Genomic DNA, 15,559 nt, shown 5'->3' on the forward strand with positions numbered 1-15,559 from the left:
TACATTCCCCTGTAGGAGCAGCCTTGTGCTGCGAAGGGGCCAGTGCAGGCATTCACATAATGTTTGTCTGTACTGGCCTCTTAGCAGCACAAGGCTGCTCCTACAGGGGTTTTGTGTTTTTGCTGATTTATCCGATAAAACCAATAAAAGGAATTCAACTGTGGCCGCTGAAATCCAAGACAGCCGTTCCGCGCGCTTTGCCTTGCGCTGTTCCAACTGGGCCGAACGCTGGTTCCCCGACTCCTGGGTGTTCGCCGCACTGGCGGTGCTGCTGGTGTGCATCGGTGCCCTGGCCATGGGGGCCAAGCCGACCGACACCGCAAAGGCCTTTGGTGACGGGTTCTGGAGCCTGATCCCGTTCACCATGCAGATGGCCTTCGTGGTCATTGGCGGTTATGTGGTGGCCAGCTCGCCGCCCGCCGCGCGGCTGATCGATCGCCTGGCGCGCATCCCCGGCAATGGTCGCTCGGCAGTGTGCTGGGTAGCACTGATCTCGATGCTGGCTTCCTTGCTCAACTGGGGGCTGTCGCTGGTATTCGGTGGCCTGCTGGTACGCGCGCTGGCGCGGCGCACCGATCTCAAGATGGACTACCGCGCCGCCGGCGCGGCCGCCTACCTGGGCCTGGGCGCAGTGTGGGCACTGGGCTTGTCATCGTCGGCGGCGCAACTGCAGGCCAACCCGGCCAGCCTGCCACCTTCGATCCTGTCGATTACCGGCGTGATCCCGTTCACTGAAACCATCTTCCTCTGGCAGTCCGGCGTCATGTTGGCGGCGCTGGTGGTGGTCTCGCTGTTCATCGCCTATGCCACCGCCCCAGGCCCGAACAGTGCACGTAGCGCCGAAGACTGCGGCGTCGACCCCAGCTTCACCGCGCCACCTGCACCGCAGCGCACTCGCCCGGGTGAGTGGCTGGAGCACAGCCCGATCCTGATCCTGCTGCTGGTGGCCCTGGCCGCTGGCTGGCTTTATCAGGAGTTCGCCACCAAGCCTGCGATTACCGCGATCTCCGGGCTGAATACCTACAACCTGCTGTTCATCATGCTCGGTGCCTTGCTGCACTGGCGCCCGCGCAGCTTTCTTGACGCAGTGGCGCGCGCCGTACCGACCACCACGGGAGTACTGATCCAGTTCCCGCTGTACGGTTCCATCGCGGCCATTCTCACCCAGGTGAAGGGTGTCGATGAACAGACCCTGGCCCACCATATTTCGCTGTTCTTCACCCAGATTGCCACCCATGACACCTATGCCGTGCTGATGGGGGTGTATTCGGCGGTGCTGGGCTTCTTCATCCCATCGGGCGGTGGCAAGTGGATCATCGAGGCGCCGTACGTGATGCTGGTGGCCAACGACCTGCAGTACCACCTGGGCTGGGCGGTGCAGATCTACAACGCTGCCGAAGCCTTGCCGAACCTGATCAACCCGTTCTACATGCTGCCGCTGCTGGGCGTGCTGGGGCTCAAGGCGCGCGACCTGATCGGCTTCTCGTTCGTGCAGTTGCTGGTGCACGTGCCGTTGGTGCTGGTGTTGCTGTGGGCGCTGGGTACGACGCTGCAATACGTACCGCCTGTGATGCCATAGGGCAGGCACTCTGTGGGAGCGGGCTTGCCCGCGAACACCGGCACAGCCGGTGCCAAGCACTGCGTCGTATTCTTCGCGGGCTTGCCCGCTCCCACAGGGTGAGGTGGTGCCTGCCGAGGCAGGGCGACAATCTGCAGGCTTGGCGTCAGCTTTCAGATGCGTATCATGGCTGCCTCAGCCTGGGAAACCCGCGTCACATGTCTATCCGATTGAAACTGCTGCGTAAGAAACTGGGAATGACCCTGGAAATGCTGGCCGAGAAGACCGGCATGACCAAAAGCTACCTGTCCAAGGTCGAGCGCGGCCTTAATACACCCTCGATTGCCGCCGCGCTAAAGCTCGCACGGGCATTGAACGTCAATGTCGAAGAGCTGTTCGCTGAAGAGCAGGCCGGCCAGAGCCGCTACAGCCTGGTGCGCCATGGCGAACGTCAGGCGCTGGTAGGCGATGGGCAAGGGCCGGGCTATGCTGCCCTCACCAGCCAGGTCGGGCAGCGCAGCCTGCTGCCGTTTCTGATCCAGCCGCCGAACGAGTTCAGCGACCCCACGTTCAAGGAACACCTGGGCGAGGAGTTTCTGTTTGTGCACGCAGGCCAGGTGGAGGTGGATTTCATGAACGAACGGGTGCTGCTGGAGCAGGGCGATGCCTTGCATTTCAACGCCCAGACACCGCACCGGCTACGCTCGGTAGGTGCCCAGCCGGCGCAATTGCTGGTCGTGGTTCACCACGCAGACGAATAAAACCACGGGGGGCAGGGGAACGCCCCCACGTATTCTCATCCGTGAAACGCAGCCTCCCTTGCAGCGGCATTTCTTTGCATAATTTGCATGTCGGTATTTTGACGAATAACCCCATCTCCCATTGAATTTTATTATGGTGTCGGATCATTGACGTAGTGTCATTGTGCCCATAAGCTCAAGTCAACAGCGAAACAACTCCCGCCACACCGAGCAAATAACTAATTGATTTTCCTGTTTTTTTGGAGGGGCGTATGCGCACGACTCTGATTATCAAATCGATGTTCTTGCTGGTGTTGCTGAGTGGCGCTGCGCGTGCGGCAGATTCATATGTAAACCAAAACAGTATCATTCCTGTTTCAACCGCCGGCTGGTTGTTAGCCTTCGCAGTTGTTGGCTTTGTGCTGGTGGCAAACAGAAGAAAAATCTGAGGCTGACCGCCTTTTTCCAGAGTGGGCAGAGGTTGTTGCAAGCCTGGGGCCTGGCTTGTGAATTTCCCAACCGTTGCTATATTCCCAGTAGCCCTTGAAAGGCCTTGGTTTGCAGAGCAAGGCAGCCTACCTGTAAAGCGTCAAGGTTGGGGCCTCCAGGAAGGACGAGGCCATCGCGGCGGGCTTAAGCCGCGAAGCAGAGCGAGAGTTGGTGTGCTGTTCTCATTCAGTGCTCTTTTTCGGGCCATTTGGCCGGAGGGACCCTCATGATGCGTTCATTGATTGCCGCATTCTGCGTGCTGACCGTGTGGTCCAGTGCTGGCAACGCTGATCAGAGCGGTGCGGCTTACCTGCTCAGCCCCGGTGATGTGGTGATGGTTTCGGTGTGGCAGGAAGACAGCCTGCGTCAAGAAGCCACCGTACTACCCGATGGCAGTATTACCTTCCCCTTGGCCGGGCGCATCAATGTTGCCGGGCTGGATGTAACGGCAGTTGAGAAGCAAGTGGCTGCCAAACTCGAAAAATTCCTCCCCGACCCGAACGTCAGCGTTGTCGTCAAGAGCATCGCCGGCAACCTGGTCTATGTCCAAGGCAAAGTGATCAAGCCAGGCCCCGTGCAGATGGCAGGCCCTACCGCAGTGCTTCAGGCGCTGAGCATGTCGGGCGGCCTGGACAAGTTTGCTGACGAAAGCGATATCAAGGTGGTCCGCGGCACCGGTGCTTCCCAAAAGATCCTGCCCGTGCGATATAAGGACCTGGTGTCTGGGCGGGATATGTCCACCAACATCCAACTTCAGGCTGGCGATACGCTGGTCGTTCCTTGATCTTGCCTTTAATAAGAACATTTAATGCCTCTTCTTAGAACAACTAGCATTGCAACGGCAATCTTGGTCTTGCCGTTCACGGACGCGGTCCTGGCGGCAAATTGGCAGTCTACGGTGGTGGTACCGACATCCGTCGAATATGACAGCAACCCTTTGTTGCTGACATCGGGGGAAAAGGGTGTAACGCGCACGATCATCGCGCCGGACTACACCCTGATCGGTACCTTCGGCCAGGACGAATTGAGGCTGGGGCTGGGCATGCATGTGTTGCGCTCGTCCGACACGGATGTGGTCGATGACCGTGAAGACCCTGATATCAGCCTGGGCTGGCAGCGCACCACCGAGCGTGGGCGTTTCGGCCTGGTGGCGCGCTACAACGAAAGTTCGACACTGTCGGGCACGGTGCTGGATACCGGGGTGATCACCACCGACGGTACCCAAAAGCTCTACACCCTGACCGGCAACTGGAGCCAGGCGGTTACCGAGCGCAGTACCTTGAGCAACGAAACCACCTTTAACCGTGCCCGTTATGACATCAGTACGCTGACGGGGTACGACGAACTGGCAAACGTGTTTACCTGGACCTATGCCTGGAGCGAGCGGGCCGATGTGTATACCCGCTTCGGTGCCCGACGCTATGAGCCCGAGCAGGACCTTACCGCGACCGCGTCCAACAGCTATACCCCGGCAGTCGGCATCAAGTACCAGCTTGCCGAAGGCCTGAGCGCCGATGCCCACATTGGCGTCAACCAGGTGTCTGGCGACGACGGCGGTCGACGCGGGGAGGGTGGGGTGGCGTTGCTCTACACCGGCACGCGTGCCATTGCCAGCCTGACCGCCGAGCGGAGCACGGTGGCCAGTGCTGAAGGCGGCTTCGCCGAGCTGGACCAGGTGCGTGGCGTGTGGAGTTACGCCGTCACCGAACTGGACCGGGTGGGCGCTGACGCTGCCTGGCAAGACAGCAAAGGGCAGAGCCCTAATACATTGCAGACGTACAGCGTCTGGGCCAGCCGCCAGTTTTCACCGTACTGGGACCTGCGTCTGTCGCTGATGTACAAGGAGCGGCAACAGGACCAGGCGCCCGATGCAACCGCTACGATCGTTGGTTTGACGTTGACGTACAGGTACCCCGACATCTGAACTTCAGGCAGGTGGCCCCATGAAGTCTGACTACGAACTCTCCATCAGAGATTACATCGCCATTATCAAGGACAGGGCCCTGGTGTTAGGGGTGAGTGCCGTAGTCATTCTTGCCGCGACCGTGGCGGTCGCGTTGATGGTGCCGCCGCTCTACCAGTCGACCGGCACCATCCTTGTGGAGTCACAGCAGATTTCGCCCGAGCTGGTGTCGACCAACACTACCAGCTTTGCCGATGAGCGCATCGAGGTGATTCGCCAGCGGGTGATGACCCGCGAGAACCTGCTGCGCATTATCGACAAGTACAACCTGTTCGCCGACAAGCGCTTGAGCGAGTCCGACAAGATCGACCAGATGCGCAATGCCATCGTGGTCGAAACCCTCACCACGTTCGTGCGCGGGCGAGGCGAGGCGACGGTTGCGTTCAATGTGTCCTTCGAACACAAGCAGGCGGAAGTCGCCAAGGAAGTGGCCGACGAACTGGTTACCCTTTTTCTTAACGAAAACCTCAAGCAGCGCACCGAGCGGGCCAACGAAACCACCGAGTTTCTTACCCAGGAGGCCAACAAGCTGGGTGCCGAACTGGCCAGCCTGGAGAACCAGCTGGCCGACTTCAAACAGGCCCACGCCAATGCCTTGCCAGAGCACCAGACCCTGCGTATGAACATGCTCTCGCGCTCGGAGCTGGAGTTCCGCGAAGTCGATCGTGACTACAAGGCCGCCCAGGAAGAACTGCGCTACTTGGAGCTGGAGTTGTCTGCGGCCAATGCCGGCCTGGCCACCAAGACTACCGAAGGCAGCAAGCCAGCCAGTGCCGACCAGCCTCAGGACCTGCCAAGCCTGAAGGCCGAGTACGCCCGGTTGCTGACCCGCTACAAGGATGCCCACCCGGATGTGGTGGCGGTCAAGCGCAAGATCCAGGCGCTCGAAGCCAGCGGCGGGCGCACGGCCACCACGTCCACAGTCAGCCTCGACGTGGCGCGCGTTCGCGCCAAGATGAGCGCGGCCCAGGAACGTATCAGCTCGCTGGCCAATCAGAAGCGCGAGCTGACCAGAAAGATGGAGGGCTACGAGGCCGAGATCCTCGAGGCGCCGCAAGTCGAGCGTGGCCTGGTGACCTTGATGCGTGACCACGATAACGCGCGCAAGAAGTATGAAGAAATCCGCGCCAAGGAAATGGGCGCGAAAATTACCGAAAGCCTGGAGCAGGAGAACAAGGCCGAGCGCTTTGTACTGCTGGAGCCACCGCTGATGCCTGAAAAACCGATCAAGCCTAATCGCAAGAAGATCGCTGCGTTGGGCCTGGTGCTGGCACCGGCAGGCGGCGGCGCCCTGGTGATGCTGCTGGAAATACTCAACCAGCGCGTGCGCGGCGTCGGCGCTCTTGAAAACCTGCTGGGCAAACGGGTGCTGGTGGCAATCCCCTACATCGATACCCGGGCCGACGTGGCCAGGCGCAAACGGTGGCGTAACTGGCTGATCCTGGCGGCACTGGCGTTGGCGGCTATCATGGTAGTGCTGGTGCACGTCTTCTACATGCCACTGGATGTGCTGTTGTTCAAAGTCATATCTCGGTTTGCATAGGGAAAGCAGTGATGGACAGGACCAAGCCGTCTGTTGGCAATAATCTTCACCAGGTTACCCCGGGAACCCCCCAGGCATTGTCACCCGCTCCCGGCACCGCGCTGGCGGAAGTGCCTGGCCAGTTCGATTATGTGAACACCAAAGTGGTGCCGCTGCGGGCGGACCATCTGGAGCGCCACCGCATCGTGGCGTACAACAAGAACTCCAACATGAACGGGCCCATCGACCTGCTGCGCACGCAGGTGCTCAGGGCCATGGAGGAGAACGGCTGGCGTACCCTGGCGATCACCTCGCCAACGCCTGAGGCGGGCAAGACGGTGCTGGCGATCAATCTGGCCATGAGTATTGCTCACCACACGACCAAGACTGCGTTGCTGGTGGACTTTGACCTGCGCCGGCCCAAAGTCGGCAGTACCCTTGGCCTGCCCATGGAGCAGGCGCTGAACGAGTACCTGACGGACAAGGCCGAATTGCAGGAATGCCTGGTCAACCCGACGTTGCCGCGCTTTGTGGTGTTGCCGACACGTGTGCCGGTGCCGATGTCGACCGAGATGCTGTCGTCGCCCAAGGTGAACAACCTGATCAGTGATTTACGCAACCGCTACGACTCGCGCATCTGCATTTTCGATTTGCCGCCACTGCTCAGCTCTGACGATGCGATCACCGTGATACCCAAGTTCGATTGTGTACTGCTGGTGGTGGCCAACGGAATGAACAACAAGAAGGAAATCGAGGACTGCCTGCACCACCTGGCCACGGTGAACCTGGTCGGGACGGTGCTGAACAAGGCTGACGAGCAGCCGCGAACTTATTATTAAGGTTCGAGATTTTGGGGCTGCTTTGCAGCCCCCAAAGATCTCAGCCCTGATGCAGGCTCCAGGGATACTGCAACTCCCACTGCCACGCATGCCGCACAATCTGCTCCAGCGAAGCAAACTCCGGCCGCCAGCCCAGCACCTGCAGCGCCTTGCTTGCATCTGCCACCAGCCGTGGCGGGTCGCCAGCGCGGCGCGGGGCGTCAAGGGTAGTGATCTGCCGCCCGGTCACTGCCCGGGCTGTATCGATCACTTGCTGCACCGAAAAGCCTAGGCCATTGCCCAGGTTGAACGCGGTGCGCTCGCCACCTGCCAGTAAATAATCCACCGCCAACGCATGCGCCGTCGCCAGATCGGCCACATGCACGTAGTCGCGGATACAGGTGCCATCCGGCGTATCGTAATCCCGGCCAAACACCGTCACCGCCTCGCGGCGGCCTGAAGCGGCCTGCAGGATCAGCGGGATCAGGTGGGTTTCCGGTTCGTGGCGTTCACCCAGCTGGCCATCGGGGTCGGCACCGGCGGCATTGAAGTAACGCAGGCATACAGACTTCAAGCCATAAGCCCGGTCAAAGTCCTCGAGAATCTGCTCGACCATCCATTTGCTCAGCCCATAAGGGTTGATCGGCCCTTTGGCATGCGCTTCATCGATTGGCACGTACTGCGGGTTACCGTAAACGGCGGCACTGGAAGAAAACACCAAATGCTTGATGCCGGCATTCACCATGGCCTGCAATAAGGCGAGGGTGGCGGCGACGTTGTTCTGGTAGTACTTGCCGGGTGCGCTGACCGACTCGCCCACCTGGATGAACGAGGCAAAGTGGAACACTGCATCGAAGTGGCAGACGCCGAACAGCACATCCAGGGCAGCTTCGTCGGCAATGTCGAGCTTGGCCCACTGGATGCCGGGGCCAGGCGAAACCAGGTCCGCCACCACCACCTCATGGCCGGCACCGAGCAGGTGCTTGACCATGTGTGAGCCAATGTAGCCTGCACCACCCACTACCAGAAATTTCATCCGCACCTCCTGGAATCTGCTGTTTACAGACGCAGTGAACCGTCCCTGAAACGTGCAGGTGGGATGATCAGCTACAGGTGACCTGAGCGTAGATGGCCCTATGCCCTATTTCAAGAATAGCCAGTTGGACATGTAGTTGCCGTCGAACGTAATGCTGTACTGCCCATCCTTGTAGGCCACCGGCAATGCCTTCAATTGTGCCTGTGCATCGCGGGCGAACAGTTTCAGACCGGCGGGTGCCTTGATTGTCAAAGTGCCTTCAAGCGGTTCCACGTTGAACGGCGTCTTGTCATCGGCCTTGGGCATGGCACGTGTGCCCAGCGACAGCAGCAGCTCACGCGACTGGCCCAAGGGTTTGCCGTCCAGGCTCTGTACCGCGACGCTGGCGTAAGGCGTTTTCGTCTGTACCTGTACGGCACCCAGGCTGATCGAGCGACCACCCAGCCAGCCGGTGGCGGCCTGGGTCAGCGGCGTGTCGATGGTGTAGATGCCTTGTTGCCAGTTGCGCTTGAGCTCGCCGGTGTCGGTCACCGCCTGCGTGGCATCGGCGGCCAGCAGCGATTGCCCCGGGTCCTGCAACACTTGTGCGCCAGACGGGATGGCAGCGGGTTTCAGCCAGGGCAGTTCCGGTGTCGGCGGCAGGGCGATCTGCAACTGGCCCTTTTCCATGGCTGTGCGCAGCAGTACCGAATTGCGCGGGGTGATCTCCTGGTTGTAGAGGGTGGCGGGCGTCGGCGCGAACACGTAGCGGGTCGTTGCCGGCTTGACGTCCGCCCGGCGATAGAGCAGGGCGGCCGCGGGCAGGGTGGCGATCATCGCCGGGTCGTTGTACGCGTGCCAGTTGTCCGCCGTGCGCCAGCCCGGGTTGAACCCTTGCTGGCTGTAGGCGTACTGCATCATGGCGTCCCAGCCTTGGTGGCTGGCGGTGCCGGCTACATACAGCGGCAACGAGTGGCGGTCGGGCAGCGGGAACGGCTCGGCGTTCCACTCGGTGACGGTGAGCGGTTTACCGACCACCTGGGCGGCGGCGATCCAGTCGATCATGCCGTCGCTGGTCAACGGGTTTTTCTCCAGCTGGCCAATGGCGCCGTAGCTGTGGGCATCGACTACATCGCCTGCGGTCAGCGCCGGCAGTGCGCTCAGGCCGTTGCCGCCCCAGGTGCTGGTCGTGGCAATCGGCACTTTGACGCCCAGGCCACGCAGGTGGGTGATCATGTCGGCGTCAAAGCGTTGCTCCAGGTCGTTGAGGAACAGCTTCGACGGGCCATGCTCCCAGGCACGCCAGGTAAGGTCGGCGGGCAGGTCATGCTGCCTGGCGAAGGCTTTGGCTGCCGCCATGTAGCGCTCGCTATGGCGCGGTACGTCCTTGTCCGGCATCAGGGCGTTACCGTAGTGCTGGGTGAGGTCGTTTTCGTTGGTGATCAGCACGGCGGCGATGGCCGGGTCGTCCTTGTAGGCCAGGCCGGTGTATTGGTTCACATGGGTCAGGTACTGCTCGGCGAAGCGTTGCATCGCCTTCTGGATACTGTCGTTCATGTAGGCGTAACCCTTAAGGTCTGCGCGGCCCTCCTTTTCGGGCAGTTCATCGAAGTCTTCAATGTTGTCGTTGGCGGTCAACGCACGTTGCACGTGCATGTCCAGCCAGATGTAGATGCCTTCGTCCTTGAGTGCCTTGATCCACAGGTCGAGCTTGCGCAGCGATTCGGCGCTGAGCTGCTGGGTATCGCGCACCAGGGTGCCGTCGCCAAACACGTTCGGGCTGACCCACGGCGAATCGTGGTGGTGCAGGCGCACCAGGTTGAAGCCCAGTGCCGACAGGCGCTTGGCCTGTTGGCGGATTTCCTCGTCTGGGCTCTTGAACAGCGAATAGGCAGACAGGTTGGTGCCCCAGAAGCGCACCGGAGTGTCGTCTGCAAACATCAGCTGTTCGCCGACCGCCTTGACGAAACCGCGCTTGCCGGCGGGCTTTTCCGCGGCGTTGAGGAACGACAGGTCCACCGGCGAGGTGCGCCAGTCCAGCTGGTCATCGGGCCAGCTGGCGGGGTCGGCGAGGCCGAAACGCTCAGTGGGGGTGGGGCCCAGCTCGATGTCGCCGGTAACGTTGAGCACCGCCTTCAGCTGCTGTCGGCCGGGGTTGATCGGGTCTTTGTAGAGGAACGCACGCAGCTCGGACGAATTGCCGCGCTCGAAATAGACCTTGGTCAGTGGCGGATCGAAGCGCATCTCGACGCGTCGGCCCTGGTCCGCCTTGCCCCATGACCAGCCGCGATTGTCGGGCAGCAGTTGCGGGGCGCCCATGTCGCCGGCGATTTGCGCCGGGTCGAACTGGAACACCATGCCGCCGCCCATCACCCCGGCCTGGCGGCTGTGGGCGGTAAGGTCGAAGGCCCAGCTCAAGGTTTGTGCCTGTTCCTTGCGGATATCCGCCTTCAAGTCGAAGTCCAGTTCCTTGTTCTTGCCCAGCAGCGTGTACTGGTAGGGGCCATTGACCTTGAAATCGGTGTAAAAGCCGGTCCAGCTCCAGTTGGCCGCCCAGAAGTCGAACTTGGCTTTCATCACCGGCCCGCCGCCGTATGTCACAGTAGGCAGGCCATTCTGCTCATCGACACTGACCTGCCACTGCGAAGCCCAGCCGGCCAACGGCAGCAAAGCCAGGCCAGCAATGGCCGAAGCCTGCAGAAGGTGACGCAGGGTAAGCACGTTCATGGACATTACCTGGGTTGAAGGCCGGTTTCGGCCAGCTCGGTAGCCGGGCTGTCGTCCAGCCGGCGGACCATCTGGATGTACGCCACGCCAAGCCCCGCGATTGACCAGTACACCACCGGGATGAAGGTGATGCTGCTGACGGTGAAGATGATCACCAGAATGCCGATGAGCGTTGCCAGCAGCACTCGCCCCAGCTGTCGTCGTTCGTCATCCTTGTCGGGGAAAGTGAGCATGGCCCTGCGGATACCCCTCAACACCACAGCAAAGAACGCAACGAACAGGCCGAGCCCGACCAGCCCCACCCGCAGCGCCAGGTTGATGTAGGTGTTTACGATGTCGATGATGCCTTCGCCCTGGATCATCGACTGCATTTCCGGGGTGTTGCGGAAGTCGAACGAGCCGAACAGCGGGTTGCGCTGGATGACGATCCAGGAGTTGTCCATCAGCCGCTCGCGGTAGGTGATGTTCTCTTTTTCGATGTTGCCGATGTACGGCAAAAGGTCCAGCACCTTGTCACCGCCCGGTACGACGGTAAGCAAGGGCAGCGCCAGCATGCCAGCCGCGCCTAGCAGCGCCAGGCGCCTGATCGCGCCTTTGCCCATGGCAATGAACACCACCACGATGACCACGACGCCAATCCACGGTCCACGTGACAACGGCGCGAACAGCCCGGCGGCCAGCAGCAGGGCGCCCATGGCTCTGTGCAGCGGGCGTTGCACATACCCCTGGACGAACAGGAACAGACCGATGGCCACACTCATCACATAACCCAGGGCAATCGCCTGGCCAGTGGTGACGCTGGCCCGCAGCGCGCCGCCGCGGCTGAGGTAGCCGGACATGCTCCACGGCACGCCCATTGCGTCGATCAGGGCGCTGTACAGCAACCAGTGACGCACATACTCGGCCACGGCGATCAACGCCATGACGAAGGCGGTGAGCACGAAGGCCAGCAAGGTATCCTTGAAATCGCTGATATGGCGCAGGCCACGGCTGGCCACGTAGTACGGCAGGAATACGTCGACATACAGGTACAGCGCCTGACGCAGGGTGTCGGTGAGGGTGGTTTCGCGCAGATACAAAACGCTCATCAGCAGCAGCCCGGCCGCCAGCAGCCTGTCGGCCCAGGTACGGCCGAAGCGCAACGTGTCCGCTTGCCGGCGCAGCTGCAGCGCGGCCGGCAGCAGCACGCACAGGGTGAGCAGGCGGATATGGTTGAGGTCGACGAGGTAGTTGACCACGCCAAACCCGGGCACCTGCACCGATGCCGGCGGAATCAGGAACAGCAGCATGTAGAACAGCGCCATAGGGTTGTGCTCGCGGCGCCCTGCAAGCAACAGGATGACCGCGCCTGCACCCAGGTACAGCCAAAAGCTGTGCGAGGCAAAGGCCAGCACCGTCAGCAGGAACCAGAGATTGCGCCGGCGCTTGTAGTCGCTGAGCGGAATAAGGTCGGTGGCGGGTCGCCGCGCCATCAGGAAGACCACGCTCGCCAAAAAAAGGATGACGATCAACGCACGAAAATGTTCAGGCATCGGCTATGTACACCTTTCCCTCGGTGGGCAACGGCTAGCATCGTGGCTAATTGAAACTATAGTGACTTTTAGCCAATCAGTCAGAGATTGAAGTCATGCCGTCGATTGATGTGTCAGCCGCTGCGAGCCTGCGCAACCGGGCCTTGAGGGCCGGGTCGTGGAACCTGGTCTCGCAGGTGGCTTCTCAGGTGATGCGCCTGGGCGGCAATCTGATCATGGCCCGCTTGCTGCTGCCGGAAATGTTCGGGGTGATGGTCATCGCCACCACCGTTTCGGTACTCCTGCATCTGCTTTCCGATGTCGGCCTGCGCCAGAACATCATCCAGAGTCACCGGGGTGACGACCCGGATTTCCTCAACACCGCCTGGACCGTGCAGATCATTCGCGGCTTCCTGCTGTTTGCCCTCACCCTGCTGCTGGCGGTGGGCGCCTGGTTGGCCCAACTGGCGGAAATATGGCCTGCGGACTCTACCTATGCTGCCCCGGTGCTACCGATGGTGCTGGCGGTAACTGGCCTGTCGGCAGCCATCTGGGGGTTCCAGTCCACCAAGATAGATGTGGCTGTAAGAACTTTCCAACAAAAGCGCGTGGTGCTGGTCGACCTGGCCTCGCAGGTGGCCGGCCTGGTGGTGATGCTGGTGCTGGGCTTGCTGACCCATTCGATCTGGGCCCTGGTGATCTCTGGCCTGGTTTCGGCGGTAGCCTGGACCGTACTGGGGCATACCGCCCTGGAAGGGCCGAACAACCACCTGCGCTGGGACCGTACGGCGCTGACCGAGTTGATCGTGTTTGGCCGCTGGATCCTGTTGTCGTCGATGGTTGGCGTGCTGGCCATGTACGGTGACCGCATCTGGTTTGGCGCCAGCATGTCGGCGGCGCAACTGGGGGTGTATTCGATTGCCGTGCTGATTCTTGGCGCGGTGCAGACCGCGCTGATGAAAATTGTCGGTGCCGTGGCGCTTCCTGCCTTCAGTGAAGCTGCAAGGGCCGACGACAAGGAACGCCTGACAGCGCTGTATCACCGCTTCCGCCTGCTGGTCGACCTGCTGGTGCTGTTCATCTGCGGTGGTTTCCTGACCGCCAGCCCTCTGCTGATTGGCTGGATGTACGATGATCGCTACCGTGAAGCTGGCCCTATGCTGGCAATTCTTTCGCTGTCGTTCATCATAATGCGCTATACATTGGCTCATCAGGTGTGGATTGCCTTAGGCCTTACCAAGTATCAGGCCATGGACAACATCATCCGCCTGGTCTCGCTATGGGGTCTGCTGCCGCTATTGCTGGCGATTGGTGGTGTGGAGTGGGCGATCTGGGGGGTTGCCCTGCATGCCGTGCCAACCCTGGTGCTGGTTGTGTATGTGAACTGCAAACTGGGCATGTTCAGCCTGAAACGTGAGCTGGTAGTGCTGCCGATGCTGCTGGTCGGGGCTCTGTGCGGGGCGCTGCTGACGGCCTTTTTCGACTGGTTGTAAAGCGGCGTGCTGGGTGTAACTTTCATGGGTACAGGTCACGGGATCATGGGCAAGCTCACTTTTTGTACTGCGCAGTTGGGCCGTAGAGGCTTTCTCCAGAGTTGTGTCTTGCTCGGTGTGGGTGGGGCGGTGTTCGGCGTCTCGGCGTCCGTGGCTGGCAAACCTGTCGAACCGCCCGGGTTCGTGATAATCAACGGTTGGGTATTGCCGTCCCGTTACTTGCGGAACCAGCCAGCATGATCAAGGACTTTCAGCAGCACAAAACGCTGCGCGACAACTACGATTTCTGCATCATCGGTGCCGGCCCGGCGGGTATTACCCTGGGCTTGCGCCTGGCCGCCGCCGGATGGAACGTATTACTCGCCGAAGGCGGTGGACGCGAGTATGCGCCGCACTCGCAAGGCTTGTACGCCTGCGCATCCACGGGCCTGGAGCTGTATGCCGAGGAGACCCGCCTGCGTTACCTGGGGGGCACGTCCAACCACTGGGCCGGCCGTTGCCGGCCTTTCACCCCATCGGATTTTACCGTCGCCCCGCCAGGTGACTTGCCTGGTTGGCCGATTCCCTATTCGGAGATCGAAGGCTACCTGCCGGCGGCCATGGACATCGTCGACCTGCCAGCCGGCTCGGATTTTCGTGCTATGAATACCGGCCTGGATGGCGGTGACTTCGAGGCAGACCGCTTTTTGCTCAGCACCCCGACACGTTTTGCGCAAAAGTACGCCACGGCACTGGAGCAGACCAAAGGCCTGGACGTGTTCATCAACTGCAACTGCGTGGACCTGGAGTTCGACAAAGGCTCCGGCCACCTGGCTGCGGTGGTTCTATCCGACTATGAACGCAATCGTCAGCGCCTGGTGGCAAGGCACTTCATTCTGGCTACGGGGGCCATCGAGAATGCCCGGCAGTTGCTTAATAGCCAGACCCTGGTGGCAGCAGGCGTAGTGAGCAAGGAAGGGCTGGTCGGCGGATGCTTCATGGAGCATCTGAACATCGACCTGGGCACGTTCATCCTCAAGTCCGGGCAGGACCCGGAGCCGCGCCAGTATTACACCACCGATGCCTTCGTCGACGAGTACAAGGCCGGTAAAGGCAATGTCACCGCCGTCTTGCTGGCCGATGTGCAGACCTATGGCCGCACCGCCGAGGTCAAGCATTTTCTCGAGAACCTGGCTTGCGACATGGGGGTTGCCAGCAAGATCGCCTTCGTCGCGAAGTTCAGCTGCCCCGGTGACGGCGTGATCAGCACCATGATCGAGCAGTTCCCCAACCTGCACAGCCGCATTTCGCTGCTGGACGAACAGGACGCACTGGGGGTGGCCAAGGTCAATGTCAACTGGGCGCTGAGCGCCGACGACCGGCACACCATCAAGTGCATTGGCAGCGAACTGGCCAAGCAGTTCGCTGAAATGGACCTGGGCTTCGTCAAGCTGAACGACTTTGTCTACGACACTTCGATACCGCTGAAGATGGCGCCGCACGCCCACCACATGGGGACCACACGCATGGCCGCCTCGCCACAGTTCGGCGTTGTCGATGCCAATTGCAAGGTGTTCGGTACCGAGAACCTGTATGTCGCCGGCAGCAGTATCTTCGCCAAGGGCGGTGCCTCCAACCCGACCATGCCGTTGTTGCAGTTTGCCGTGCGGCTGGCCGACCACCTCGATACCAGGATGAGAGCGGCTAGCGGCGCCGCTGCATGATGCAGGTTGTACATGGGTTG

Annotated in this window: 12 protein-coding genes; 9 read left to right on the forward strand and 3 right to left on the reverse strand. The window is 61.0% G+C overall.

Annotated elements, in window-relative coordinates; genetic code table 11:
* Window positions 1-160 precede the first annotated feature (160 nt).
* The 7 genes from MRBLPB4O_RS13430 to MRBLPB4O_RS13460 all read left to right on the forward strand — a co-directional run bounded on the left by MRBLPB4O_RS13430 (window position 161) and on the right by MRBLPB4O_RS13460 (window position 7,111).
* Entirely contained in the window at window positions 161-1,579 is a 1,419-nt protein-coding gene (locus MRBLPB4O_RS13430; RefSeq protein ID WP_016499569.1) for a TIGR00366 family protein, read from the forward strand.
* A gap of 197 nt (window positions 1,580-1,776) precedes the next feature.
* Window positions 1,777-2,319 (forward strand): XRE family transcriptional regulator, encoded by a 543-nt coding sequence (locus MRBLPB4O_RS13435; protein WP_016499570.1) that lies wholly within the window; start codon window positions 1,777-1,779, stop codon window positions 2,317-2,319.
* Window positions 2,320-2,570: 251 nt separating this feature from the next.
* Entirely contained in the window at window positions 2,571-2,747 is a 177-nt protein-coding gene (locus MRBLPB4O_RS13440) for a hypothetical protein (protein ID WP_016487266.1), read from the forward strand.
* A gap of 266 nt (window positions 2,748-3,013) precedes the next feature.
* A complete protein-coding gene (locus tag MRBLPB4O_RS13445; protein WP_016499571.1) occupies window positions 3,014-3,571 on the forward strand; it encodes a polysaccharide biosynthesis/export family protein in 558 nt (185 codons plus the stop codon).
* Between the two features lie 24 nt (window positions 3,572-3,595).
* A complete protein-coding gene (locus MRBLPB4O_RS13450; protein ID WP_341798816.1) occupies window positions 3,596-4,711 on the forward strand; it encodes a hypothetical protein in 1,116 nt (371 codons plus the stop codon).
* A 19-nt stretch (window positions 4,712-4,730) separates the two neighbouring features.
* The gene (locus MRBLPB4O_RS13455; RefSeq protein ID WP_341798817.1) at window positions 4,731-6,293 is read left to right on the forward strand and encodes a lipopolysaccharide biosynthesis protein; all 1,563 of its coding nucleotides are present in this window, start codon (window positions 4,731-4,733) and stop codon (window positions 6,291-6,293) included.
* A gap of 11 nt (window positions 6,294-6,304) precedes the next feature.
* Window positions 6,305-7,111 carry a CpsD/CapB family tyrosine-protein kinase gene (locus MRBLPB4O_RS13460; protein WP_016499574.1) on the forward strand — a complete coding sequence of 269 codons (807 nt, stop codon included), beginning with the start codon at window positions 6,305-6,307 and terminating at the stop codon, window positions 7,109-7,111.
* A gap of 40 nt (window positions 7,112-7,151) precedes the next feature.
* Here the strand turns inward: MRBLPB4O_RS13460 and galE are convergent, their stop codons facing one another.
* The 3 genes from galE to MRBLPB4O_RS13475 form a co-directional block, all read right to left on the reverse strand.
* Window positions 7,152-8,126 (reverse strand): UDP-glucose 4-epimerase GalE, encoded by a 975-nt coding sequence (gene galE / locus MRBLPB4O_RS13465; protein WP_341798818.1) that lies wholly within the window; start codon window positions 8,124-8,126, stop codon window positions 7,152-7,154.
* Between the two features lie 105 nt (window positions 8,127-8,231).
* Entirely contained in the window at window positions 8,232-10,832 is a 2,601-nt protein-coding gene (locus MRBLPB4O_RS13470) for a cellulase family glycosylhydrolase (protein WP_341798819.1), read from the reverse strand.
* 5 nt (window positions 10,833-10,837) lie between these two features.
* The gene (locus tag MRBLPB4O_RS13475) at window positions 10,838-12,364 is read right to left on the reverse strand and encodes an O-antigen ligase family protein (protein WP_049277527.1); all 1,527 of its coding nucleotides are present in this window, start codon (window positions 12,362-12,364) and stop codon (window positions 10,838-10,840) included.
* A 95-nt stretch (window positions 12,365-12,459) separates the two neighbouring features.
* On the opposite strand from MRBLPB4O_RS13475, the gene MRBLPB4O_RS13480 reads away from it, so the two are divergent.
* Together MRBLPB4O_RS13480 and MRBLPB4O_RS13485 are read left to right on the forward strand one after the other, a co-directional pair.
* Window positions 12,460-13,836: an oligosaccharide flippase family protein gene (locus MRBLPB4O_RS13480; RefSeq protein WP_341798820.1), complete on the forward strand. Its 1,377-nt coding sequence runs from the start codon at window positions 12,460-12,462 to the stop codon at window positions 13,834-13,836.
* A 236-nt stretch (window positions 13,837-14,072) separates the two neighbouring features.
* The gene (locus MRBLPB4O_RS13485) at window positions 14,073-15,539 is read left to right on the forward strand and encodes a GMC family oxidoreductase (protein ID WP_341798821.1); all 1,467 of its coding nucleotides are present in this window, start codon (window positions 14,073-14,075) and stop codon (window positions 15,537-15,539) included.
* Window positions 15,540-15,559 lie beyond the last annotated feature (20 nt).

It is taken from the genome of Pseudomonas sp. LPB4.O (genome assembly GCF_038383825.1).
Lineage (GTDB): Bacteria > Pseudomonadota > Gammaproteobacteria > Pseudomonadales > Pseudomonadaceae > Aquipseudomonas > Aquipseudomonas putida.